Consider the following 23,410-nt stretch of genomic DNA (forward strand, 5'->3'; position numbering starts at 1 on the left):
CCGTCACAGCGCTCCGACCAGGCGCTTGAAGCTGTCGCCCCGGTCCTCGAAGTTCTTGAACTGATCGTACGACGCACACGCGGGCGACAGCAGCACCGTGTCACCCGCCTTCGCCAGCTCACGCGCCTTCGCTACCGCCGCCGCCAGCGTGCCGCACGCATGCACCGCCGCCTGCCCCTCGTAGGCCCGGGCGAGTGCTTCCGAATCCGCGCCGATGGTGAGCACGCCCTTCACCTTGCCCCGCCCCGCCTCCACCATGGGCGCGTACGGCGCGCCCTTGCCCTTGCCGCCGGCAATCAGCCACACCCCGTCCTGGAACGCGCGCAGCGCCACCAGCACCGAGTCCACGTTGGTGGCCTTCGAGTCGTTCACCCACTCCACCCCGTCCAGCACCCGCACGCTCTCCAGCCGGTGGGGCAGGCCCGGGTAGCTGTCCAACCCCGCCTGCACCGCGTCCGCCGGCACGCCGCCCAGCCGCGCCAGCAGCGCCGCCGCCATCGCGTTCTGCGCGTTGTGCGCGCCGCGCAGCGCGCGGTTGTCCAACCGGTACGACTCGCCCAGGAACTCCAGCCGGAAGCCGCCGTCGACCGCGACCGCGAGCCCCGAGAGCTTCGGCGCGTCCACCACCGGGCGGCCCGTGACGCTGAAGCCGTACACCGGCGTGCGCGCCTGGGTCGCCAGGCCCATGACGGCCGCGTCGTCCGCGTTCACCACCGCGAAGTCACCGTCGTGCTGGTGCTGGAAGATGCGGGCCTTGGCCTCGCCGTATTCCTGGTGGCTCGCGTACCGGTCGATGTGGTCCGGCGTGAGGTTGAGGATGGCGGCGCCGCGCGGGCGCAGGGACTGGATGCCCTCGAGCTGGAAGCTGGACAGCTCCACCACCAGCGCGTCCCAGTCCGCGGGCGTCAGCGCCGCCTCGCTGAAGGGCCGGCCCAGGTTGCCGCCCACGAAGGTGCGACGGCGGCCCTTGGCGAACAGCTCCCCGGTGAGCGCCGTGGTGGTGCTCTTGCCGTTGGTGCCGGTGATGCCGAACAGCGGCACGGAGGTGAGCGCGCGCCACGCCAGCTCCACCTCGCCCCAGATGGGCACCCGGGCCGCGGCGGCCGCGCGCAGCTCCGGCAGCGCCAGCGGCACGCCCGGGCTCACCACCACCAGCGCCTGGGACTCCAACAGGCCCGGCGGCGCGGGCACGGTGACGAGCGCGGCCCCCAGCGCTTTCACCTCGCGGGCCACGTCGCCCAGTGCCTCCTCGCCGCGGGCGTCGAGCGCCGTCACGCTCGCGCCCTGCTGACACAACAGGCGCAGCGCCGCGACGCCGCTCTTCGCCAGCCCGTACACCAACACCTTCTGCCCGGACAGCGAGAGCGTCATGGGAGCCACCACCCCTTGGGGGAATCAGCGCAGCTTCAGCGACAGGAGCGCCACGCCACCACAGAGGATGGAGACGATCCAGAAACGGACGATGATCTTCGGCTCGGCCAGGCCCTTGAGCTCGAAGTGGTGGTGCACCGGCGCCATCTTGAACACCCGCTTGCCGGTCATCTTGAAGGAGGCCACCTGAATCATCACGCTCAGCGCCTCCGCGAAAAAGATGCCGTGGATGATGGCGGAGACCACCTCGTTCTTGGACAGCACGGCGAGCCCGCCCAGGGCCCCGCCCAGCGCCAGCGAGCCGATGTCGCCCATGAACACGGAGGCCGGGTAGGTGTTGAACCACAGGAAGGAGATGCCCGCGCCGACGATGGCCGCGCAGAACACCGCCAGCTCCGCGCCGCCCTTCACCTGGAGGATGCCCAGGTACTGGTACAGCGGCGTGGCCACCAGCTTCGTGGTGCCCCCCACCGACACCGAGTCCGCGATGCTCAGCGTGGTGCCCGCCACGTAGCAGAGCACCGCGAAGGTAATCGCGGAGACGATGGTCGGGACGATGGCCAGGCCGTCCAGGCCGTCCGTGAGGTTCACCGCGTTGGACGTGCCCACCACCACCACCCACGCGAACACGACGTAGAACCAGCCCAGGTCCAGGTTGAACCAGTGCGAGGGGATGAAGGGCAGCGTCAGCCGCGTGTTGATGAGCAGCGTGGGGCCGAACGAGCCGTCGGGTTGCGTCCACGTGGTGAGCAGGCCGAACACCGCCACCAGGTAGAAGAAGGTCTGCAGCACCATCTTCTTGCGGCCCGCCAGGCCCTTGGAGTTGCGCTTGGACAGCTTGAGCCAGTCGTCCAGGAAGCCGATGAAGCCGTAGCCGAAGGTGAGCAGCAGCACCACCCAGACGACGCGGCTCTTCAGGTCCGCGAACAACAGGGTGCCCGCCGCGATGCAGATGAGGATGAGCGCGCCACCCATGGTGGGCGTGCCCTTCTTCTTCTGATGCGTGTCCGGCGTGTCCTCGCGCACGTTGCTCTGCCCGTGCTGCTTGAGCCGCAGCCTCGCGATGAGGCGCGGACCAATCAGCATGCCCAGCACGAGCGCGAAGACCCCGGCGGCGATGATGCGGAAGGTCGGGTAGCGCAAGAAGTTGAGGATGCGCCCCGCCTCCGTGTTCTGGATGAGCTCGTAGAGCAGGTACAGCACTAGTGGTTTCCTCCGGAGGACGTCGGGGTGCCCGTCAACGCGGCCACCACCCGCTCCAGCCGCATGCCGCGGCTCGCCTTCACCAGCACCACGTCCTGGGGGCGCAGCCGCGGCGTCAACCACGCCACCAGCGGCTCCACCTCCGTGAAATGCGCCGCGGCCTCTGCCAGCCCCGCGCGCTTGAAGCCTTCCGCCGAGCGCGGGCCGAAGAACGCCACCAGCGCCGCCTTGCCCGACACCTGCTCGCCCAGTCGCGCGTGCTCCTCGAGCTCGCCCGGGCCCAGCTCCAACATGTCGCCCAGCACCGCCACCGCCCGGCCGCCCGAGGGCACCAGCGTGCCGAGCGTCTCCAGCGCCGCGTCCATCGACGCGGGGTTGGCGTTGTAGCAATCGTCGATGACCGTCACGCCGCCCTGCCCGTCCAACACGTTGAGCCGCCGCGAGTACGGCCGCGCGTCCTCCAGCCCGCGCACGCACTCCTCCGGCGTGTAGCCCAGCGCCAGCGCCACCGCGAAGGCCGCCGTGGCGTTCTGCGCGTTGTGCGGGCCGATGAAGGACAGGCGCACCGGCCACTCGCGGCCCAGGTGACGCACCGTGGCCACCATGCCGTCGCGGCCCTTCGTCTCCACCGACACCAGCCGCACGTCCGCGCCGTCCGTCCGGCCGAACGTCAGCCGGTTCGCCGTGCTGCGCTCGGCCTGCGCGGGGATGAGCGCGTCGTCCGCGTTGATGACGATGGTGGTGCCCGGCCCCATCTCCTGGAACATCTCCCCTTCCGCGTCCGCCACGCCCTGCAGGCTGCCCAAGCCCTCCAGGTGCTCGGGCTGGACCACGGTGATGACGCCCGCGTCGGGGCGCACCACGCGGGTGAGCCGCTCGATTTCCCCCGGGCGGTTCATCCCCACCTCGATGACCGCCGCCACGTGCTGGGGCTCCAGCCGGAACAGCGTCAGGGGGACACCAATCTCGTTGTTGAAGTTGCCCTCCGTCTTCAGGGCGGGCCCGCGGGTGGCCAGGATGGCGCCCACCATCTCCTTGGTGGTCGTCTTCCCGTTGGAGCCGCCCACCGCGCAGACGGGGATGCGGAAGCGCTGACGGTGGTGGCGGCCCAGGGCCCCCAACGCCATCAGCGTGTCCTCCACCTCGTACAGCACGAAGCCCTCGGGCAGCGCCGGCAGCGCGCGGCCCCTCCCCACCACCGCGCCCGCCGCGCCACCCCTGGCCGCGGCGTCCACGAAGGCGTGTGCGTCGAAGCGCTCACCCACGAGCGCCACGAACAGGCAGCCCGGGGTGAGTGCCCGCGTGTCGGTGCAGACCGCTTCGAAGGCGGCGGGCCCGGGCCCCAGGCGCCGGGTCGCCCCGGTCGCCTGCACCACCTCTTCGTCGCTGAATCGAGCTGCCATGGGGTGTGAGGGCCCGCCTCTCGCGCGCCTTGCTCAGCCGGGCGTGCGGTTCGCCAGGGCCTTGGCGGCCACCTGGCGGTCATCGAAGTTGTGCTTCTCCTGGCCCACCTGCTGGTAGGTCTCGTGGCCCTTGCCGGCGATGAGCACCACGTCGTCCCCGGTGGCCAGGCTGATGGCCTGCTCGATGGCGGCGCGGCGGTCCGCCTCCACCAGGTAGCCCTTCTCACCGGACTTCGCCTTGGCGGCGGAGATGCGGCGCATGCCCGACTTCTCCAGGCCCGGGGTCACCTGGCCGATGATGTCGTCCGGGTTCTCCGTGCGCGGGTTGTCGCTGGTGACGACGGCGACGTCGGCGGCCTCCGCGGCCACCTGCCCCATCAGCGGGCGCTTGCCCTTGTCGCGGTCTCCACCGCAGCCGAAGACCGTGAGGACACGGCCCTTGGCCAGCGAGCGGGCCGCCTCGAGCGCGCGCTTGAGCGCGTCGTCCGTGTGCGCGTAGTCCACCAGCACCGTCGGCGCTCCGCCCGGGCCGTAGTTCTCCACGCGCTCCATGCGGCCTTCCACCGGCGTCATCCGCTCGATGCCGACCTTCACGTCGCTGCGTGAGAAGCCCGCGCCGATGCCGATGCCCACCGCCAGGAGGATGTTCTCCAGGTTGTGGGGCCCCAGGAGCTTGCTCTTCAGCGCGATGTCACCCGAGGGCGTCTTCAGCGTGCCCTTGATGCCATCCAGCGAGAAGGTCACGTCCGAGGCGGAGATCTCCCCGCTGCCCTGACGGCTGAACTTCCACGCCATCTTCTTCTGGCCGCGCTGCTCGTTGTAGATGCGGCTGGCGTAGGTGTCATCCCCGTTCACCACCGCGACGCCCGAGGCGGACAGGTTCTCCGCGAAGAGCTTCCGCTTGGACTGGAAGTAGTCCTCCATGTCCTTGTGGTAGTCGAGGTGGTCGCGGCTCAGGTTGCTGAAGCCCGCGGCCTTGAAGGTCAGCCCGTGCACCCGCTCCTGCGCGAGCGCGTGGCTGGACACCTCCATCACCACCGTCTCCACCCCCGCGTCCACCATCTCCTTGAAGATGCGGTGCAGCTCCAGCGGGTCCGGCGTCGTGTTCGCCGTCGGCACCGTCTTGCCGCCGAACTTGTAGCCCAGCGTGCCGATGACCCCCGTGGACACGTAGGCCGCCGCGCTCATCGCCTCCAGCAGGAACGACGTCGTCGTCTTCCCGTTGGTGCCGGTGACCGCGAGCAACGTCAGCTTGTCGGCCGGACGGCCATGGAAGTTCGCCGCGATGAGGGCCAGCGCCTTGCGCGCGCTGCCCACCTTGAAGAAGGGCACCTGCGAGGAGGGCACCGGCTTCTCGGAGACCACCGCCACGGCTCCGCGTGACACGGCCTCCCCGATGAACTGGGCACCATCCTCCTTGGTGCCGGGAATGGCGACGAACAAGTCGCCAGGCTTCACATGCCGCGAGTCCTGGGTCACACCGGTGACGTCGACCGCGGAACGACCACCCGAGGTCTGCTCGGCACCACACCCTGCGAGGACATCCGTCAGCTTCATCTCTTCCCCTTCTTCACACGCATTGCAAGCGCGGGGCCTGGAGCATGCGCGGCCTCATTGCCGCGTCGCCATCTCCAGCGTCACCCGGGCCCCCTTCTCCACCAGCGAGCCGGCGGCGGGGGTTTGAGACACCACACGACCACTTCCCAGTACCTGTGGCTCCAACGCCGCGGCGAGCAGCTTCACCACGGCCTCACGACCCCCGGCACCCTGGACGTCCGGCACACGCACCGTGCCGGGCTCAGGGCTCTCCGAGACCGCTTCCTCCAACGCCGGGCGGGCGGGCTCGACGGCCGCACGGGCCACCGGCTTCGCCGCGACAGGCGCGGGGGACGCGGCGGCCACGGCCGTCCCGGGTGCCGCCGTCCGAGACGGAGGCACGGCCAGGTGGGCCATGGCGGCGGTCGCAATTTCCTTGAAAGCAGGGGCAGCCACGAGCCCCCCGTACACGTCTGTCTTGGGTTCGTCCACCACCACGAGGATGACGATGCGAGGATCCTCGGCCGGCACCATGCCGACGAAGGAGGCGATACGCTTGTCCGAGTAGCCCCGGGCCACGGGGTCCGCCTTCTGGGCGGTGCCCGTCTTGCCCGCCACCCGGTATTCGTCCATGGCCGCCCGGGGCGCGGTACCTCCCTTGACGACCACGCTTTCGAGCATGCCCACCACCTGCCGGGCGACCTTGCTGGACACGACCCGGCGGACCTCCGTGGGACGGTTCTCCAGCAGAACCACCCCATCCGGGTCCACCACCTTCGACACCAAATAGGGGCGCATCATCACGCCATCGTTGGCCAGCGCACCATAGCCGGCGGCGATCTGCACCGCGGTGGCCGTCATGCCCTGTCCAAAGGACTGGGTGGCCAGGGACACTTCGGCCTTCGGGAAGGGGATGACACCCCGCCCCTCGCCGGGCAGCGACAGCCCCGTGCGCTCGGCGAAGCCGAAGGCGTGGTAGCCGGCGACCATCTTCTCGCGGCCCAGCACCTGGGCGATCTTGGCCATGCAGATGTTGGAGGACACCTGGAGGATGCCCTGCGGCGCCAGCCACCCGTAGGAGTGGGTGTCGTTGATGGTGTGGCGCCCCACGCGCCAGGCGCCGTTCTCGCAGAAGAAGACGCTCTCGGGGGTAATCGCCTTCTCCTCGAGCGCGGCGGCCACCACGAAGGGCTTGGTGGTGGAGCCGGGCTCGAAGGTGTCCAGCGCGGCGCGGTTGCGCATGCCGGTGCGGGAGCTGGACTCGGGGGTGTTGGGGTTGAAGCGCGGGTGGTTGGCCACCGCGAGCAGCTCCCCTGTCTTGGGGTCCAGCGCCACCACCATGCCGGCGATGGCCTTGGCCTCCTCCACGGCCTTGGCCAGGGCCTTCTCGGCCACGTACTGCAGATGCCGGTCCAGGGTCAGCGTGACGGCGGCGCCCTGGCGCTCCAGGGGGTCGGTGGCGCCCTGCACCAGCAGCTTGCGGCCCTTGGCGTCACGGAAGCCGGACATGCGCGAGTTCTGGCCGGACAGCTCGTCCTCGAAGGCCTTCTCCAGGCCCTCCAGGCCCTTGCCGTCCATGCCGACCAGGCCCATCACGTGCGCGCCCAGCTCGCGCTGGGGATAGAAGCGCTTGGGCTCCTTGGTGAAGCCCAGGCCGGGCAGGCCCAGCGCCTTCACCGCGGCGACCTCCTGGGGCTTGGCCTGGCGTTTGACCCAGGCGAAGCGCTTGGAGCGGGCCAGGCGCGCGCCCAGCTCGTCCGCGTCCACCTTCAGGGCCTTGGCCAGCTGCTTCGAGGCCTGACGCACGTCGGGCAGCATCGAGGGGTCCACCCAGACGGAGTCCACCTCCACGCTCTGGGCGAGCGGCGTGCCGCGCCGGTCGAAGATGTCGCCGCGCCGGGCGGGGATTTCAATCTGGCGGACGTACTGGTCCTGCGCCATCCCGCGCAGCTTCTCCTGCTCGAAGACCTGCAGCTGCACGGCGCGACCGAAGGCGACCCCCAGGAGGAGCAGGAAGAGGCCGAACAAGAGCTGCACCCGCAGCTTCAGCCCCTTCGCGTTGGGCTCAGGAGCCCGGGTCGCCTTGAAGTCCCTCACCGGCCCGCGCCTCCACGGCCAGCCACGCGCACGGCGGGCTTGTTTTCCTGAGGCGCCTGGGCGGAGGCGCTGGCGCGAGAGGGCTTCTCCGCGGACAGGGACACCACCGCGCTGCCGGCGGGCATGCTCATGCCCAGCTGCTCACGGGCCACGCGCTCCAGCCGGCCCGGGGCCTTGAGCGTGGCCAGCTCCAGCTTGAGCCGGTCATTCTCCCGCGTCAGGGAGCGGCTCTCCGCCTCCTCGCGCGACAGCCGGTAGCCCATGTCCACCACCATCACCCGACTGGTGACGTGGAGGATGCCCACCGCCGCGAACAGGGTGAACAGGAGGACCGCGGGCAGCAGGTGCAGCAGCACGCCCGTCACCGACACGGAGCCACGCTGGGACGACGCCTTGCTCATCGCACTTTCTCCACCACGCGCAGGTGCGCGCTCCGAGAGCGGGGGTTGACCTCCACCTCATCCTCCGAGGCGGACACGGCCTTCTTCGTCACCACGCTGAAGTTGCCCAGGCTCTGACAGACGCAGATGGGCAGGCCCGGGGGGCAGGTGCAGCGGCCCTCCAGCGCGCGGAAGGCCTCCTTCACCTTCCGGTCCTCCAGCGAGTGGAAGGAGATGACGGCGGCGCGCCCGCCCACCTTGAGCAGGCCCGGCAGCGCGGACAACAGCGCGTCCAGCGCCTCCAGTTCCTGGTTGACGGCCATGCGCAGCGCCTGGAACGTCCGGGTGGCCACGTGGATGCGGTTGGGCCACGCCTTGCGCGGCACCGCGCGCTTGACCACCTCCGCGGCCTCCAGCGTGCGCGTGGGCAGCGCGCGCTTGAGCTCGCGGGCGATGGGCCGGGCGAAGGGCTCCTCGCCGTACTCCTCGAGGATGTGCTTGAGCTCGCGCTCGTCCAGCGTGGCGATGAGCTCCGCGGCCGTGGGGCCGTCCGGGCCCATGCGCATGTCCAGCGGGCCGTCCTTGTTGAAGGAGAAGCCGCGCTCGGCCACGTCCAGCTGGGGCGAGGACACACCCAGGTCCACGAGCACGCCGTCCACCGGCAGCAGGTCACGGGTGACGCGGGGCAGGTCGGCGAAGTTGCCGGCGCGGCCCTGGAAGCGGGGGTTGGGGCCCAGCCGGGAGGTGGCCGCCGCCAGCGCCACCGGGTCGCGGTCCACGCCGACCACGGACGCGCCCTGGGCCAGGAGCGCCTCCGTGTGGCCACCACCCCCCAGCGTGCCGTCGATGATCACCTTGCCCGCTCCCGGTCGCAGCAGCTCCACCGCTTCACGCAGCAGGACGGTGTGGTGCTGGAATTCCAAGGCCCCCACGAGCACTCAGACGAAGGGAGCCCGCGCGAGGCCGAAGGCGGCGCGAGCGTCGTTCATGTGCGGGTAGATTTCGAAGGCGTCGTGCGCGCCGGCGGCCCGGAAGATGGCCGCCAGGTACGGCGACAGCCCGGACAGCTTCAAGTCCCCGCCGGTGCGGCGGAAGGCCTCGGCGCGGGCCATCAGCGGCTTGACGCCCTTGTAGTTGAGGTGGCCGACCTCGGAGAGGTCCAGCACCACCTGACGCAGGCCCCGGTGCATGCGCTGGGTGAGCTCGTCGCACAGGGTCAGCAGGTCCTGCTCGCTCAGCTCGCCCTCCAGCATGAGCGTCTCCACGCGCCCGGCACCCGCCAGCGCGCTCGCCGCTCCTCGCCGCACCTCCAGAACCTGATTCATACAGTGCCACCCTCTGGGGACTTCAGCCCTCTGTCGACTTTCCGGCTACGGCTGCCGCAGCTCGGAGAGCACCTTCATCACGTCCGCGGAGGCCGCTTCCTGGCGGGCCTCTTCCTGGGCCTTCGCCCAACCCTCGCGGCTCCAAAGCTCGATGACCTTCACCATCCCCGCCCACACCACGTCCTTCTCCAACCCCGCATACGTCCGGAGCGACGGTGGGATGAGCAGCCGTCCCAGCCGGTCCAGCGGGCACTCCTGGGCGCTGGCCACGTACAGGCGCATCAGCGTCTTCACCCCGGGCTCCATGGGATTTCGCCGCGCGAGGGAGTTCTCCAGCGCCTCCCACTCCCGCACCGGGTAGGCGTGCAGGCACCGGTCCAACGCCGTCGTGACGATGAGCCGCTCGTCGTAGGCCCCCACCAGGGTCTCCCGGAGCTTCGCCGGGAGGCTGGTCCGCCCCTTCGCGTCGATCTGGTGCTCAAAGACGCCTCGGAACACGGGGGCGATCCACCTTTTCAGCCCTTCAAGGGATGAAGCTCCACTCCTTCCCACTTCTTGCCACGACCGGGCGGCATTCATACGCGCCCACATGGGGGGGGTCAAGAAAGCGCAACAGGTTGGAACACGCGGAGGGTGCAACGCCGAGATCCGGACAACCCGTCACACCTGGAAGGTCAGGTGTTTGGCGCAGCGCGGCGCCCTACCCATGGCGCTGGGGTAAACTTGAGCTCCCCCCGAGAAGGGCGCAGAGTGACGGGTGCGTGAACACGAACGTGCGACTGAAGGTGGCCTACAAGAGCCCGCAGTCCCTGGTGGGGGAGTACACGCGCAGCGTGGGTCAAGGCGGCGCCACCCTCCACACGCGGCGCAGCCTGCCGCTGGGCACCCGTTTCACCTTCGAGCTGCATGCGGGAGGCGCGCTGCGGCCCGTGGAGGTGCTGGGCGAGGTGGTGCAGGTGGAGCCGCGCCCGGAGCGCGACTACCTGCTCACGGTGCGCTACGGCGCCACGGAGGACCGCTCCGCGCTGGACGCGGTGCTGCAGCGCATCTTCTCCCTCCAGGAGACGGAGGGGCTGCGCCGCTTCCCCCGACTGCCGCTGCACCTGCGCGCGGTGGAGGCGACGCCCTTGTCACCCGCCTTCCTGGTGCGGGACATCTCGCGCGGCGGCGTGGGGCTGGACGTCATGGCCCCCGCCCTGCCCCGCCACGTGCGCGTGGGCACGCCGTTCCTGTTGGAGATGGACCTGACGGGCGGCGCGCTGCTGCTGCACGGCGAGGTGGTGTGGACCGCGTCCACGCCGCGCAAGAACGCCACCGAGGCGACGCCGGGCTTCGGCGCCACGTTCGGCCGGCTGCGCGCGCCCATGCAGGAGCGGCTGGACGCGCTGCTCGCCTTGAGCTCGTTGCCCCCCGCGCCGTGGAAGGCGCGGGTGAGCTTCGGCATGGACGCGGTGACGCGGATGCCGTGAGCCTCGCGGCGGGCTACTCCGTGTAGGGGTAGCCGCCGGCGGCCTCGACGGCGGTCACCACCGTCTCGCGCAGGTGGGCCGGGTTGTACGGCGTGAAGACGTCCAGCGTGCGCAGGCGCGTCAGCTCCTTGTCCAGCGCGTCTCCCTCCAGCGTGGCGCACAGGGCGCGGCGGGTGCGCTCGTACACGCGCGGCGCGCTGTCGAACGCGAACAGGCGCACCAGCGCCAGCCTCACCGGGTCCACCTTCCCACCGGCGGCCACCTGCCGGGTGCGCGTGACGAGCGAGTCCAGGGCGAACGCGTCCATCATCACGTCGGAGAGCGCGGCGAGCACCTCCTGGTGCTTCTCCAGCTCCGGCCCGAACTTCTCGGCGGCGATGCGCAGGGCGTGCAGCGCCAGGCGCTTGGTGCTCTCCGCGGCGACCTCCTCCGCGGCCAGCGCGTCCTCCGTGCGGGCGCGAGGACGCTCACCGCGCGTCAGCTCGTCCGCGATGTTCTTCGCCATGGAGAACAGCGGCAAGTCCCCCTTCACCGCGCGCTTGAGGATCATGCCCGTGATGAGCATGCGGTTGATTTCGTTGGTGCCCTCGAAGATGCGGTTGACGCGCGCGTCGCGGTAGGCGCGCTCGATGGGGTACTCCTCGATGAAGCCCGCGCCACCGTGCAGCTGCACGGCGTCATCCAGCAGGTGGCCCAGGGCCTCCGAACCGTACACCTTCATGATGGAGGACTCGATGGCGTACTCCTCCACCGCGGCCAGCAGGTGGGCCTCGTAGTCCGGGGCGCTCTTGTCCCGCGCGGACAGGCGCGCGTCGACCAGGCCCGCGGTGCGGTAGGTCATGCTCTCCACCGCGTAGACGAGCATCGCCATGCGCGCCAGCTTCTCGCGCGACAGCGGGAAGTCGGCGATGGCCGTGCCGAACTGCTTGCGCTCCTGCGTGAAGCGCAGCGCGTTGGCCAGGTTGAGCTTCATGCTGCCGAGCACGCCCGCGCCCAGCTTCAGCCGGCCGTAGTTGAGGATGTTGAAGGCGATCTTGTGGCCTCGCCCCACCTCGCCCAGCAGGTTCTCCGCGGGCACCTTCGCGTCCTCGAAGTAGAGCGGGCACGTGGACGAGCCACGGATGCCCATCTTGTGCTCCTCGGGGCCCACGCTGAAGCCCGGCGTGTCCTTCTCCACGATGAAGCCGGTGAACTTGTCACCGTCCACCTTGGCGAAGACGACGAACACGTCCGCGAAGGCCGCGTTGGTGATGTAGAGCTTGGAGCCGTTGAGGATCCAGTGCTTGCCGTCCGGCGAGCGCACCGCCTTCGTCTTCGCGCCCAGCGCGTCGCTGCCACTGCCCTGCTCGGTGAGCGCGTACGCCGCCACCCACTCGCCCGTGGCGAGCTTCGGCAGGTACTTCGCCTTCTGGGCCGCGTTGCCGAACCAGACGATGGGCAGAGTGCCGATGCCCACGTGCGCGCCGAACGTCACGGACCAGGAGCCGTTGAGGCCCATCGCCTCCGCGAGCAGCAGCGAGGTCGTCTTGTCCAGGCCCGTGCCGCCGTAGGCCTCCGGGATGTCCGTGCTCAGCAGGCCCAGCTCGCCCGCCTGACGTAGCAGCTCGCGCAACAGCGCGTTGTCCTTGTGCTCGATGCGCTCGGACTGGGGCACCACCTGCTCGCGGCTGAACTGGAGCGCGGTGCGGAAGAAGAGCCGTTGCTCCTCCGTGAAGGTCTCCGGCGTGAGGACGCGGGTGGCGCCGACCTCCTGGAACAGGAAGGCACCTCCGGTGGAGATTTCCTTCGACGCGGCGGGCTCATTCACTGCGGCCATCCAAGACCTCCCAAGGTGAACGGAAGGAAACCCCTTCCGCCAGCGGGCACACGGCCCACCGTGCAAGCTATGAAGCGCGGCATCTTAGGAGGAGAAGCAGGCGGGCCAGCCCTTTTCTCGCTGCGGGCCTGCCGGTTCCGCGCGGCTCGCGCACTTCGCGTCCGGTATTTCCGCGCAGCGGAACGCTCGAGGCCCGGTGACTGTGGCGTGAGCGACAGTCACAGGGCTCCCACAGACGTCGCGGCCCTTCACGATGGCCACCCATGGCCCCTCACTCCAGGCCGGAGGCGCTTCGCCTCCCAGGAAGGGTGGTTGCCATGGGAACGAGTTCGAGAGTGCTGGTGGCGTTGTTCGTCGCGGGCGTCGTCGCGGTCCACGGGGAAGCCCGCGCCCAGACGCCTCTCGCGGGAGCCCTGACGTGGGCCCATCCCGGCACGGGACCCAGCGAGGAGACCGGCGAGATTGCCGCCACCCGGGACGGAGGCTTCCTGTCCTTCGTCAACTTCACCGGCAGCGTCGACGTGGGCGCCGTCCAGGCGACGGCACCGGGTGGCGCCGAGGAGCGGGCCGTCGCCCTCGTGCGGCACTCCCCCCAGGGCCAGCCGTCGCTCCTGCGGGTCATCAATGGCTGGCACGGGTTCCACCTCACGGTGGACACCTCGGGCAACATCGTCCTGCTCGCCTGGCCCGCGGGCCCGCCCCTCGGCAACCTGTTCAGCGATGACCCCCACCTGATGAAGTTCGACAGCGTGGGGCGGCTGCTCTGGCTGCGCCCCATCCGAAGCTCGGAGCTGACGGCCCAGGCGCTGGTGACGGACCGCGACGGGAACATCGGCATCGGCGGCTACACGCTGACAGCCCAGGGCAGCGCGCGGCTCGCCTTCGTGAAGTACGACGGCGAGGGCGTGAAGCAGTGGGCGTTCGTCGACGTGAACACCGTCCAGAGCGTGGCCCGGGCCGCCACCGTCGACAGCGAGGGCCACTTCTATGTCGCGGGTGATGCCATCGGCGCCATCAGCTCCGCCGAGCCGTATCTCATCCGAATCTCCGCCTCGGGTCAGGCGCAGTGGCGCCGCCGGTTGGTGGGCGCGCTCGGCTTCGCGTACGGCGTGGCCACGCACGGCAACCGCGTGGTGATGGTGGGCACGTACGCCAACACCTTCACCTTCGCCGGACAGCCGCACACGTCCACCGCCAATCTCGGCATCGACCAGGATGCCTTCGTCGCCGCGTGGACGCGCGAGGGCGAGGAGCGCTGGGCGTGGAACTTCGCCTTCGACATCGAGGGCGTCGCCATGGACTTCAACGACGGCGTCACCGTCATCGGCGGCTATCAGGGCGGCAGTCCGGACACGGCGGCCCTGGGCTCGCCCGCGGGCAATGCGTCGAGCGCCGCCAACGTCTACGTCGCGAAGTTCGACCGGCTCCAGGGCACACCACGCTGGGTGAAGAGCTTCCCCAGCGGCCAGGACCGGAGCAGCCCCGGACTGGACGCGGGCTCCGTCGCCGTCACCCAGGATGGCAGGCCCGCGGTGCTCGGCCGCTTCCACGACACGCTGCAGGTCGGCGCCCAGACGTGGACCGCGAGCGGCGTGTCGGACCTGTTCCTGTTCGGCTTCGAGCCCTGAGCCTCAGCCCGCGTCCCCCGCGCGCCGAGGCGTCGGGTAGACGAGGCACAGCGTCTCGAACAGCGGCTCGCCCGGGGCCGCGTACACGGCCCCGAGCGCCCTCGCCGCCTGCGCCACCTCGGTGCCGAACGAGGGCACCAGACAGAGGTCCTCGGACTGCTTGAAGCGCCCCTTCAAGAGTCCCAGGCCCCGGCGCAGCATCGCGAGGTCCTGACGCCCCTCGCGCACTGGCACCGAGGGACCGTTCGCGTCCGGACCGGGCAGCTTGCCCACGCTCGTGCTCAGCTCGAACCCATCCGCGCGCTGGATGATGCGCAGCTTCCCCGGCGCCACCTCCGCCAGCCACTCACGAAAGCCCTCCTCGTCGCGGAGGACCAACCGATAGGCGACAGGCGCGTCCGGATGCGCGAGCCACACCGCGCCCGCCGAGTCCCGCAGCGCCGCGAACAGCTCCGACACCTGCGCGAGGAATGTGTCCGCGTCCGGCACGAGCAACACGTCCCGGCCCTTCACCTTCTGGGTCAACCGCGCGAGGGAGTCCGGCTTCGTCGGCTCGAAGGTCTCCGCGTCCACGCGCACCTGCTCGCCGGCGAGCTGCACCCGCAGCGCCTCGGAGGGGGGCGCCTCACCGTAGACCGGAACCTCGACGCGAGGCTCGGCGCCCCCATCGTCGACAAAGGCCCCCGTCCCCATGGCCAGCGACGGGAGCGGCTCGGGCTTCAGCGACTGCAGGGGCTGTGCGGGCTTCTCCTCACGACAGCCCACGAGCGCGAGCAGCAGGCCCGTGAGGACACCCAGCCCTCGCCGCCTCGAGCCTCGCGCCGCTCGACGAATGCCTCCCTGCTTCATCACCGCCTCGAACCTCACGACGTCACACCAACCCGCGTCACCGATGACACCTCGGTCACCACGGACCAGTCCGCGTCCCTGGGTTGAAACACTCGCATGCGGCATCCCGGTGCGTCATGAACACAGCCGGGCGTCATGACCTCAACGCAAGACGTCACGGAGGTGTCTGATTGGCCGTCGCGGGCGGAGTCTGCGCGGGCTTCGGCAGCGCGCTCGCGACACAGGCCGCGTCCGCGAGCCCCAGCCCCACCGCGTGCTCCGCCGCCTGACGCGCGTCCTGGAAGAGCACCATGTCCGTGAAGCGCTGCGTGTCCTTCGTGCGCCCCGCGTCACGGATGTAGATGGCCTTCACACGTCCGGGGAACTCCTCGCGAATCTGCGCGTAGACCTCCGGGTCCTTCTCCCCCGAGTCCCCCACCAGCACCACGGGCTGCGGGAACTGCGTGAGCAGCCGGCGGATGATGGGCTGCTTGTAGTCAGACAGCGAGCCAGGTCCCAAATCCCTCAGGTACACGCCGAAGCTTGCGGGGAAGTCATGCCGCGTCAGGAACGCCTTCACCCGGGGCAGGTACTGGACGGGCGAGCCACTCACCAGCGCGAACGCCGAGGGCACGCTGCCCCGCAAGCACCCGTAGAGCGCCGCCATGCCCGGCACCACCTCCAGCTCGTCCGCGTCCTTGAGCAGCGCCGTCTGCACCAGCTTCGTCGGCTTCGTCACCTGCGTCACCACCACCGTGTCGTCGAAGTCGGAGACGACGAGCAGCGGCGTCGACGCGGACACCACCTCCACCCGCGCCGAGGTGATGGCCCCCTCCACCCACGCCTCCGCCTCGGACGCGCCCTCCTCGAACCGCTTGCCCGGGGGCGGCATGAGGTTCACCTCGAACCCACCGTCATGCCCGCTGGTGAGGGTCGCCGTGACACCCTGGAAGCGCACCGACACCTTCGCGCCCTCCCAGTTGCGAGCCGCCAGCCGACGCACGTTGCGCGTCAACGCGGAGCTCCCATCGCCGGGCGCTTCCTTCAACACCCGCCCCTGCAACATCACCCGCTCCGGCTGCCCCAACACAGGTGTCAGCAACACCGCGGGCGCCGCCACGACGCGGCATGCGCAGAGAAATCCAAGCAGGACAAACCATCGAGCAATCGTGTTCAACGGAATTTTCCCGTGTTAATGTTTGCGGAGACCTTGATGATAGCTTCACGCGGTCATCGAAGGGCGTCGTGGTGGGGTAGCACATCGGCCCGGTGCGCCCAGAGGAGCCGGAAGACACGTGGAGCACCCGTCCGAAGGGCGCGATTTCGGCAAGTACACGTTGCTCGAGCGCATCGCGACGGGCGGCATGGCGGAGATCTTCCGCGCCCGGATGACGGCGGTGGCGGGTGTCACCAAGCCGGTGGTCATCAAGAAGATCCTCCCCGGCTACGCGGACCAGAGCGCCTTCGTCTCCATGTTCGTCAACGAGGCGCGCATCGCCGCGGGGCTGAGCCACGGCAACATCGCGCAGGTCTTCGACTTCGGCGAAGTCGACGGCCAGTTCTTCATCGCCATGGAGTGGGTGGACGGGCATCCGCTGTCGCGCGTGTTGCGCCGGGCGCGTGAGAAGGGATTGTACACGCTCCCGCAGCCCCTCGCCCTGCTGGTGACGGTGGAGGTGCTCAAGGGGCTGGCGTACGCGCACACCCGCCTGGACGACCGCGGCCGGCCGCTGCACATCATCCACCGCGACGTCAGCCCGCAGAACGTCCTGCTCAGCTACGAGGGCCAGGTGAAGCTGGTGGACTTCGGCATCGCCCGCGCGCGGATGGCGGGCGGGTACGAGCCCGACGAGGTCGACGCCAAGGGCAAGTACGCCTACTTCGCGCCGGAGCAGGCCCGGGGCCGGGAGCTGGACGCGCGCGCGGACATCTTCGCCGCGGGCACCTTGTTGTACGAAACGCTGTGCGGGCGACTGCCCTTCGAGGGCTCCGTCACCGACGTGATGCGCAAAATCGCGGTGGGCGACTTCCCCCGGCCGCGCGAGCTGGAGCCCGACATCCCTCCGGCCCTGGAGCGCATCCTCCTCACCGCGCTGGCCGTGGAGCGCGAGCAGCGCTACCCCACCGCCGAGGCCTTCGCGGAGGTCCTCACCCGCTACCTGCACACCGCCACACCCGACGTCTCCACCAGCGCGCTGGCCCACTTCATGGGCTACCTGTTCGAGACCGAGCTCGTCGCGGACGGGCGCCCCGTGCTGCTGCCGCGCGAGTTCCTCGGGCAGATGGCCCGCTGGACGCGCGCGCCCTCCGAGCGCCGAGCCCCGCGTGAGCCTTCGCCCTCCGACGTGACGCAGGAGCTGACTCCGGCGCTCCTGGAGGCACCCACCGCGCCCCGCCCACCCGAGGGCCGCCGCGAGCGCACCACCCAGCCCATCCCCGTCGTCCCCGGCCCGTCCTCGGATGCCACTCCCGCAGAGGCACCTCCCCCCGAGCCCGCGCCGACCCTCGACGCCCCGCCTCGCACCGGCCCTCGCGTGCCGAACGCGATGGCGCTGGGGACGCCGGTGCTCGCGGCCATGGGCGTGGCGCTGGTGGTGATGATGCTGGGGCGCAACGGCACCTTCTCCGTGGAGCTCAGCTCGTCACCGCCGGGCGCCAACATCCGCGTGGATGGCCGACCGCTGGACACGCTCACCCCCGCGCTCCTCACCCACCTGCCCGCGGACACCGAGCACCTGTTGGAGGTCCACATCCCCGGCATGGTGCCGTGGAGCCAGGTGGTGCGCGCCGAGCGGGGCACCACCCTGGCCGTGCACGCGCGACTTCGTCCTCGGCTGAACACTCCGGCCGCGAGCGCCACGTCCGCCCGCGCCCACCCCGCGCCACCGGTGCAGGAGATGGACTGGGCCCCGGGCGGCATCCGCCTGTCCGCGGTGAGCCACGCCTTCCGCGTCCCCGTCACCAACGCCGCCCGCGTGCAGCTGGACCCGGCCCGCACGTACCTGGTGCACACCGAGGGGCGCATGTCGCTGGGCGGCCCCATGTCCGTGGAGCACGCCAGCTACTTCCTGGAGGGCGACGCGAACCTGCCCGCGCACGAATCCTTCGGCGTGCTCGGGCCCGACGAGCAGCTGGTGCGCCACGCCTCCATGCTCCACGTCTTCGCGCTGGATGCCCGACGGGACGACAACCGGGGCGGGCTGCAGGTGCGCATCCGGGAGCTGGGGGGCCCGAGCCTCCCGCCCTTCCGGCTGGACTCGCGCCAGCACGCGGTCAAGCTGTCGCGGGCGGACCGCTTCGTGCTCCGCGCGCTGGACCCGGGCACCACGTATGACGTGGTGCTGCGCTACACCGCCGAGCCCGCCCGGACGCGGGGCCTGGGCGGCGGCCCCGTGGGACGGGTGCTCGGCCTGGTGGGCACCGGCCCCGGTCCCGAGGGCTCGCCCAGCGGCCTGGCGCTCCTGGAAGTGGGACAGCCCACCCGGCTCAAGGGGGCGTCATGGCTCCAGCTCGCCTTCCCGGACGACAACCTGGCCGACAACACCGGCACCCTCCTGCTGGAGGTCGCCCCCGTGGTCCACCCGGCGGGCGGGCAGACGGCCCCCGCCGAGCACCGCCACGGCCGCACGGCACAGTGAACCCTGCTACAGCCGTGCAGCGGCCTGTCGCCGAAAAGTTGATCCTCCAGTCGCTCCCCCTACCCTGAGCGACAAGGAGGGCTCAACATGTTGAAGCTGGTGGCAGTGGCCGTGGTGGGAGCGGTGGTGCTCGGGACGGTGGGGCTGTCGGGCCGCGTGGACGCGCGTCCCGGGAGCAGTGAGGCGGAGCCGACGCAGGCGCAGGTGGAGGCGGCGCTGGACGCGCGGCAGAAGGAGCTGCTGGGCATCCTTTTGGAGGCTCAGCGGACGGGCGAACGCACGGCGTCGGTTCACCGGTAATCTCGTGGCGTCGAGCGCGACTCGGTGCTAAGCCCGGGCCTCCGTTTGACGTCTACCAGCCCGCGAGGGGGACATGCCTGAAGGGTCCGCGTCACTCAACCAGCTCGCGGTCGGCGACCGGGTCGTCTACCCGAATCAGGGTGTCTGCCGCGTCACCGCCATCGACACCAAGGAAGTGGCGGGACAGAAGCTCATCTTCGTCACCATGCGGCGGGAGGAGGACAACGCCCTGCTGATGGTGCCCCAGGCCAAGGTCGTGGCCATCGGTGTCCGCCGGGTCGCGAGCCCCGAGGACGTGAAGAGCCTCTTCGCCTTCCTGCGCGCCGACGGCGACAAGGCCGACCTGGACTGGAAGCAGCGCGCACGCACCAACCAGGAGCGCATGACCCAGGGCGGAATCCTGGGGCTCGCCGAGGTGGTCAAGGACCTCCAGGTCCTGAGCGAGCTGCGCCCGCTGCCGACCAAGGAGCGTGAGCTGTACGACAACGCCCGGCACCTGCTGGTGTCGGAGGTCGCCACCGCGCTCGGCACCGCCGAGGTCAACGCCGAGGACGCCATCGACCTCGTGCTCTTCCCGCCCGGCCGCGAGCGCCCCAAGCGCACCGCCGCCGAGTTCGCGAAGGGCGACGAGGACGACCTGGGGCTCGACGGCGACCTGTTGGGGCTCGACGGCGACCTGGACCTGCCCTCGGAAGAGGAGCCGCAGTCCGAGTCCGACGAGGAGAGCTCCTCCGAGGACGAGGGCGAGGAGTCGTCCGAGGAGAAGGGCGACGAGGAGTCCGCGCCGAAGAAGCGCGGCCGTCCTCCCAAGGCCAAGCCCGAGGAGGCCGAGGGCGCCGAGCCCGCCGCGCCCAAGAAGCGCGGCCGTCCTCCCAAGCCGAAGCCGGACGCCCCGCCCGAGGGCGCCGAGCCCGCCGCGCCCAAGAAGCGTGGCCGTCCTCCCAAGCCGAAGCCGCCCGAAGTGGAGGGAGCGGCGCCCGCCGCGCCCAAGAAGCGCGGCCGTCCGCCCAAGGCCAAGCCCGCCGACAGCGAGGACTGACCGCCAACACCATCCAGGGGGCCCTGACGCGGGCCCTCTTCGCGCCGAGGTGATGCCCCGTGATTCGCGTCGTGACGCTGGACCCCTTCGACGACAAGCAGCTCGCCAAGCTCAACCGCACGCTCTACACGGCGTTCGGCGTGGGCAGCGAGCACTCCGGCAGCGCCGAAATCCCTCCGGGGTTGGGCGAGCCGCTGGACGCCGAGAAGCTGCTGGAGCAGGTGAAGGGCATCCGCGCCTACCAGGACGACAAGGTGCTGCTGCTCACCGCGCGCAAGCTCAAGGAGCGCGAGCTGCCCAGCGGCGTGGCCCCCACCCCGGGCTTCGCGCGCCAGGGCAAGGACCGCTCCATCATCTCGCTGCAGCCGCACAAGGATTTGGAGACGGGCTTCAAGCCCGTGGCGCGGCAGGCGCTGCACCAGCTCGGCCACCTGTGGGAGCTGCACCACTGCCTGGACCCGCGGTGCTCGATGTACCCGCCCTGGACGCCGTCGTTCTCCCAGGGTGAGCCCATCTTCTGCACCTTCTGCCGGGAAAAGAGCGAGCAGAAGATTCGTCTTGCGAAGTCCTAGCCTCCCACGCGCGCTGCCCCTCCTGGAGCTGGGGGGCCTCTTGCTGGTCGCGCTCCTGGCCCTGCTCTTCCACCTGCGGCTGCCGGGCAAGCTCCCCACCGAGGAGGGCTATCGCGCGGTGGCCCAGCGGCTCCAGTCGCAGGCGCGCCCTGGTGACGCGGTGCTGCTGTTCCCCTGGTGGACGGAGCGCGCGCGCCTGTTCGTGCCTCCGGGGCTGCCCGTCTATGGCTACCTGGGCTCGGACACCGATGACCTGTCCGCGCACCCGCGCGTCTGGGTGCTGGGACAGCCGGAGCTGCCGCGCTCGGACGAGGCGGCCTTCCTGAAGGACTTCCTGCCGGAGCGCCGCGCCGTGGGTGGGCCCGAGCGCGAGGGCCCGCTGACGCTGACGCTCTACGAGAACGGACGCCACCGGCCGCGCCGCTTCACCGCCTCCGATGTCGTCTCCCGCGCGCGCGTGTACCTGGAGTCGGACGACGGCGAACGGCAGGCGTGTGCCTTCAACGGCTCGACGCACCGCTGCCCGGGCCCGGGCAACGTCTACGTGGCCACCGAGTGGCACGAGGTCCTCTACGAGCCGCGCCGCTGCCTGTGGATGCCCGCCCCGCCGGGAGACCAGAAGCTGGTGGCGGAGTTCGACGGCGTGCCCGGCGACGTGGGGCTGCGGCTCGAGGGCGGCATCATCTTCGAGTACGCCTTCCCCAAGGACGCGCAGCTGACGACGGCGCACCTGGGCGTGGACGACGCGCGGAGTGGCGCGCGGCTCTTGGACGTGGCGATTGCGCCGGGCCAGGAGGGCGTGAAGAAGGCCGAGGTGCGGCTGCCTCCCGGCGCGCCCCGCACGGTGAAGGTGTGGGTCCGCTCACGCAATCCGGACCGGCGGCAGGTGTGCCTGGACGTGCTGGCGGTGGAGCCGGCGGTGGGAGTGAAGGGATGACGGGCAGGCCGGCGACCCGCGAGGAGAAGCGCTGGGCGTGGGCGCTGTGGGCCCTGGCCTTCGTGGCGCTGTGGTGGACCGAAGGCCACGTGGGCTTCACGCGCGACGAGAGCGTCTACTTCGCCGCGGCGGAGGGGTACGCGGACTGGTTCCGCCAGCTGTTCCAGTCGCCGACGCGGGCGCTGACGGACGCGGCCATCGTCCGCGCGTGGGACTACAACCACGAGCACCCCGTCCTGATGAAGACGCTGTTCGGGCTGAGCCACCTGCTCTTCCACGACACGCTGGGGTGGATGCGCTCCGCGGCCGCGTTCCGACTGCCGGCGTTCGCGCTGGCGGCGCTGGTGCCCGCGCTGAGCTTCCTGTTCGGCAGCGCGCTGTACGGCCGCGCCGCGGGCCTGTTCGCCGCGCTCGCGTTCATGCTGGTGCCTCGGCAGTACTTCAACGCGGAGCTGGCGTGCTTCGACGTGCCGGTGGCCGCGCTGTGGCTGCTCGTCGTGTACTGCTTCTGGCGCGCGCTGGAGGACGTGCGGTGGGGCGTGGCGTGCGGGGTGGCCTTCGGCCTGGCGCTGACGGCCAAGCACAACGCGCTGTTCCTCCCCTTCGTGCTGACGCCCTTCGCGCTGTGGCGCGCGTGGGAGGCGAGCGAGGCGGAGCCCCAGGCGCGCGGGTGGCTCTTGCGCTTCGTCGGCCTGTTCGCCGCGGTGGCGGTGCTCTACGGGCTGCTCATCCTGTCGCTGGGCGGCGGCGAGGGCTTCCAGCGGAAGTTCTTCCTGCTCAGCCCCCACACGCTGCTGTTCATGGGGCTGGCCGTCGGCGGCACGTGGCTGCTCAAGGGCGTGGAGAAGGTGAACGCGCGGGTGACGCGGGCGCTCGTGCCCATCGCGGCGATGGCGGTGCTGGGCCCCGTCATCTTCTACCTGCACTGGCCCTACCTCTGGCACCACCCGGTGGACCGCACCGCCTGGTACCTGGCCTTCCACGCCAAGCACAACCACTACGCCTGGTTCTACCTGGGCACGCTGCTGCGCGAGCCGCCCTTCCCTCTCGCGTACGTGGTGGTGAAGACGGCGCTCACGGTGCCCACCAGCCTCTTCGCGCCCATGGTGACGGGCTTTTTCGCGCTGGCGGGCCGCGGGGTGCTGGGGCAGCTCGAGCGCACGCGCGCGTGGGTGCGGCCGGTGACGATGGTCGAGGCGCTGGTGGGCGTGAACGCCGTGACGTCCATCCTCATCATCAGCCATCCCCAGGTGCCGCACTTCGGCGGGGTGAAGCACTGGTTCCCGTCCATGGTGTTCCTGGGCCTGCTCGCGGGACAGGCGGTGTCACGCGGCGCGGCGGCGCTGCTGGAGCGGCTGCGCGAGAAGCGGCCCTCGCTGCCCGCCCTCACCGTGCTCGCGCCCGTGTTCGCGGTGCTGCTGGCGCCCGCGCTGGTGTACTCGGCGCACGTGTTCCCCTACGGGACGGCGGCGTACTCGGAATTGGCCGGAGGAGCGGCCGGCGCGGCGTCGCTGGGGATGCAGCGGCAGTTCTGGTCCAGCCATGTCACCGGCGTGCTGCCGTGGATCAACGAGCACGCGAAGCCGAACGCGCGGCTGTTCCTGCATGAGGTGCACGGCGGCTCGTTCCGCGACTACCAACGCAACGGGATGCTCCGACCGGACCTGCGCGCGGTGGGCAGCCCCTTCGAGGCGGACATCGTCGCGTACCAGTACCACCAGGAGTTTCGAGAGTACGAGTTCCAGACGTGGCAGGCGTTCAACACGCGCACGCCGGCGACGGGCCTGTACCTGGACGAGACACCGCAGGTCATCGTCTACGTGCGGCCCGAGCCTCGCTGAGTCGGAACGAAGACCCCGTGATGAGGC

Annotated in this window: 20 protein-coding genes; 8 read left to right on the forward strand and 12 right to left on the reverse strand. The window is 70.7% G+C overall.

What is annotated here, in order from left to right; all coding sequences use genetic code 11:
- Positions 1–3: 3 nt before the first annotated feature.
- From murD to mraZ, 9 genes are read right to left on the reverse strand one after another with little or no spacing between them, the layout of a single operon-like run.
- Positions 4–1,371 carry a UDP-N-acetylmuramoyl-L-alanine--D-glutamate ligase gene (murD, locus tag LXT21_RS04240; protein ID WP_254036790.1) on the reverse strand — a complete coding sequence of 456 codons (1,368 nt, stop codon included), beginning with the start codon at positions 1,369–1,371 and terminating at the stop codon, positions 4–6.
- Between the two features lie 24 nt (positions 1,372–1,395).
- A complete protein-coding gene (gene mraY / locus LXT21_RS04245; protein WP_254036791.1) occupies positions 1,396–2,574 on the reverse strand; it encodes a phospho-N-acetylmuramoyl-pentapeptide-transferase in 1,179 nt (392 codons plus the stop codon).
- Positions 2,574–3,977: a UDP-N-acetylmuramoyl-tripeptide--D-alanyl-D-alanine ligase gene (locus tag LXT21_RS04250; RefSeq protein WP_254036792.1), complete on the reverse strand. Its 1,404-nt coding sequence runs from the start codon at positions 3,975–3,977 to the stop codon at positions 2,574–2,576. The genes mraY and LXT21_RS04250 overlap by 1 nt, the downstream gene beginning before the upstream one ends.
- A 33-nt stretch (positions 3,978–4,010) precedes the next feature.
- Positions 4,011–5,534 (reverse strand): UDP-N-acetylmuramoyl-L-alanyl-D-glutamate--2,6-diaminopimelate ligase, encoded by a 1,524-nt coding sequence (locus LXT21_RS04255; RefSeq protein ID WP_254036793.1) that lies wholly within the window; start codon positions 5,532–5,534, stop codon positions 4,011–4,013.
- Between the two features lie 54 nt (positions 5,535–5,588).
- A complete protein-coding gene (locus tag LXT21_RS04260; RefSeq protein ID WP_254036794.1) occupies positions 5,589–7,610 on the reverse strand; it encodes a penicillin-binding transpeptidase domain-containing protein in 2,022 nt (673 codons plus the stop codon).
- Entirely contained in the window at positions 7,607–8,011 is a 405-nt protein-coding gene (gene ftsL, locus LXT21_RS04265; protein WP_254036795.1) for a cell division protein FtsL, read from the reverse strand. The genes LXT21_RS04260 and ftsL overlap by 4 nt, the downstream gene beginning before the upstream one ends.
- Positions 8,008–8,922: a 16S rRNA (cytosine(1402)-N(4))-methyltransferase RsmH gene (rsmH, locus tag LXT21_RS04270; protein ID WP_254036796.1), complete on the reverse strand. Its 915-nt coding sequence runs from the start codon at positions 8,920–8,922 to the stop codon at positions 8,008–8,010. Before rsmH ends, ftsL begins: the two co-directional genes overlap by 4 nt.
- Before the next feature lie 6 nt (positions 8,923–8,928).
- Entirely contained in the window at positions 8,929–9,315 is a 387-nt protein-coding gene (locus LXT21_RS04275) for an STAS domain-containing protein (protein WP_254036797.1), read from the reverse strand.
- 45 nt (positions 9,316–9,360) lie between these two features.
- Positions 9,361–9,813: a division/cell wall cluster transcriptional repressor MraZ gene (gene mraZ, locus LXT21_RS04280; protein WP_254036798.1), complete on the reverse strand. Its 453-nt coding sequence runs from the start codon at positions 9,811–9,813 to the stop codon at positions 9,361–9,363.
- Between the two features lie 263 nt (positions 9,814–10,076).
- Between mraZ and LXT21_RS04285 the strand changes: the two genes are divergently transcribed.
- A complete protein-coding gene (locus LXT21_RS04285; RefSeq protein WP_254036799.1) occupies positions 10,077–10,784 on the forward strand; it encodes a PilZ domain-containing protein in 708 nt (235 codons plus the stop codon).
- Between the two features lie 13 nt (positions 10,785–10,797).
- On the opposite strand, the gene LXT21_RS04290 is transcribed toward LXT21_RS04285, so the two are convergent.
- Complete coding sequence (locus LXT21_RS04290) at positions 10,798–12,600, reverse strand: acyl-CoA dehydrogenase family protein (protein ID WP_254036800.1); 1,803 nt, start codon at positions 12,598–12,600, stop codon at positions 10,798–10,800.
- A gap of 317 nt (positions 12,601–12,917) precedes the next feature.
- Between LXT21_RS04290 and LXT21_RS04295 the strand changes: the two genes are divergently transcribed.
- Complete coding sequence (locus tag LXT21_RS04295; protein WP_254036801.1) at positions 12,918–14,228, forward strand: hypothetical protein; 1,311 nt, start codon at positions 12,918–12,920, stop codon at positions 14,226–14,228.
- A 3-nt stretch (positions 14,229–14,231) separates the two neighbouring features.
- Here LXT21_RS04295 and LXT21_RS04300 read toward each other — a convergent pair whose 3' ends face one another.
- Positions 14,232–15,077: a hypothetical protein gene (locus LXT21_RS04300; protein ID WP_254036802.1), complete on the reverse strand. Its 846-nt coding sequence runs from the start codon at positions 15,075–15,077 to the stop codon at positions 14,232–14,234.
- 154 nt (positions 15,078–15,231) lie between these two features.
- Positions 15,232–16,161: a phosphatase domain-containing protein gene (locus tag LXT21_RS04305; RefSeq protein ID WP_254036803.1), complete on the reverse strand. Its 930-nt coding sequence runs from the start codon at positions 16,159–16,161 to the stop codon at positions 15,232–15,234.
- Between the two features lie 190 nt (positions 16,162–16,351).
- Between LXT21_RS04305 and LXT21_RS04310 the strand changes: the two genes are divergently transcribed.
- The 6 genes from LXT21_RS04310 (at position 16,352) to LXT21_RS04335 (ending at position 23,383) form a co-directional block, all read left to right on the forward strand.
- Positions 16,352–18,694 (forward strand): serine/threonine-protein kinase, encoded by a 2,343-nt coding sequence (locus LXT21_RS04310; RefSeq protein WP_254036804.1) that lies wholly within the window; start codon positions 16,352–16,354, stop codon positions 18,692–18,694.
- 87 nt (positions 18,695–18,781) lie between these two features.
- Positions 18,782–18,994 carry a hypothetical protein gene (locus tag LXT21_RS04315; protein ID WP_046715516.1) on the forward strand — a complete coding sequence of 71 codons (213 nt, stop codon included), beginning with the start codon at positions 18,782–18,784 and terminating at the stop codon, positions 18,992–18,994.
- A gap of 73 nt (positions 18,995–19,067) precedes the next feature.
- Complete coding sequence (locus LXT21_RS04320) at positions 19,068–20,033, forward strand: CarD family transcriptional regulator (protein WP_254036805.1); 966 nt, start codon at positions 19,068–19,070, stop codon at positions 20,031–20,033.
- 59 nt (positions 20,034–20,092) lie between these two features.
- Positions 20,093–20,605, forward strand: coding sequence for a hypothetical protein (locus tag LXT21_RS04325; protein WP_254036806.1), 513 nt, complete (start codon positions 20,093–20,095; stop codon positions 20,603–20,605).
- A complete protein-coding gene (locus LXT21_RS04330) occupies positions 20,592–21,542 on the forward strand; it encodes a hypothetical protein (RefSeq protein WP_254036807.1) in 951 nt (316 codons plus the stop codon). Before LXT21_RS04325 ends, LXT21_RS04330 begins: the two co-directional genes overlap by 14 nt.
- Positions 21,539–23,383 carry an ArnT family glycosyltransferase gene (locus LXT21_RS04335; protein WP_254036808.1) on the forward strand — a complete coding sequence of 615 codons (1,845 nt, stop codon included), beginning with the start codon at positions 21,539–21,541 and terminating at the stop codon, positions 23,381–23,383. Before LXT21_RS04330 ends, LXT21_RS04335 begins: the two co-directional genes overlap by 4 nt.
- The last annotated feature ends 27 nt before the right edge of the window (positions 23,384–23,410 follow it).

This window comes from Myxococcus guangdongensis, from assembly GCF_024198255.1.
GTDB lineage: Bacteria > Myxococcota > Myxococcia > Myxococcales > Myxococcaceae > Myxococcus > Myxococcus guangdongensis.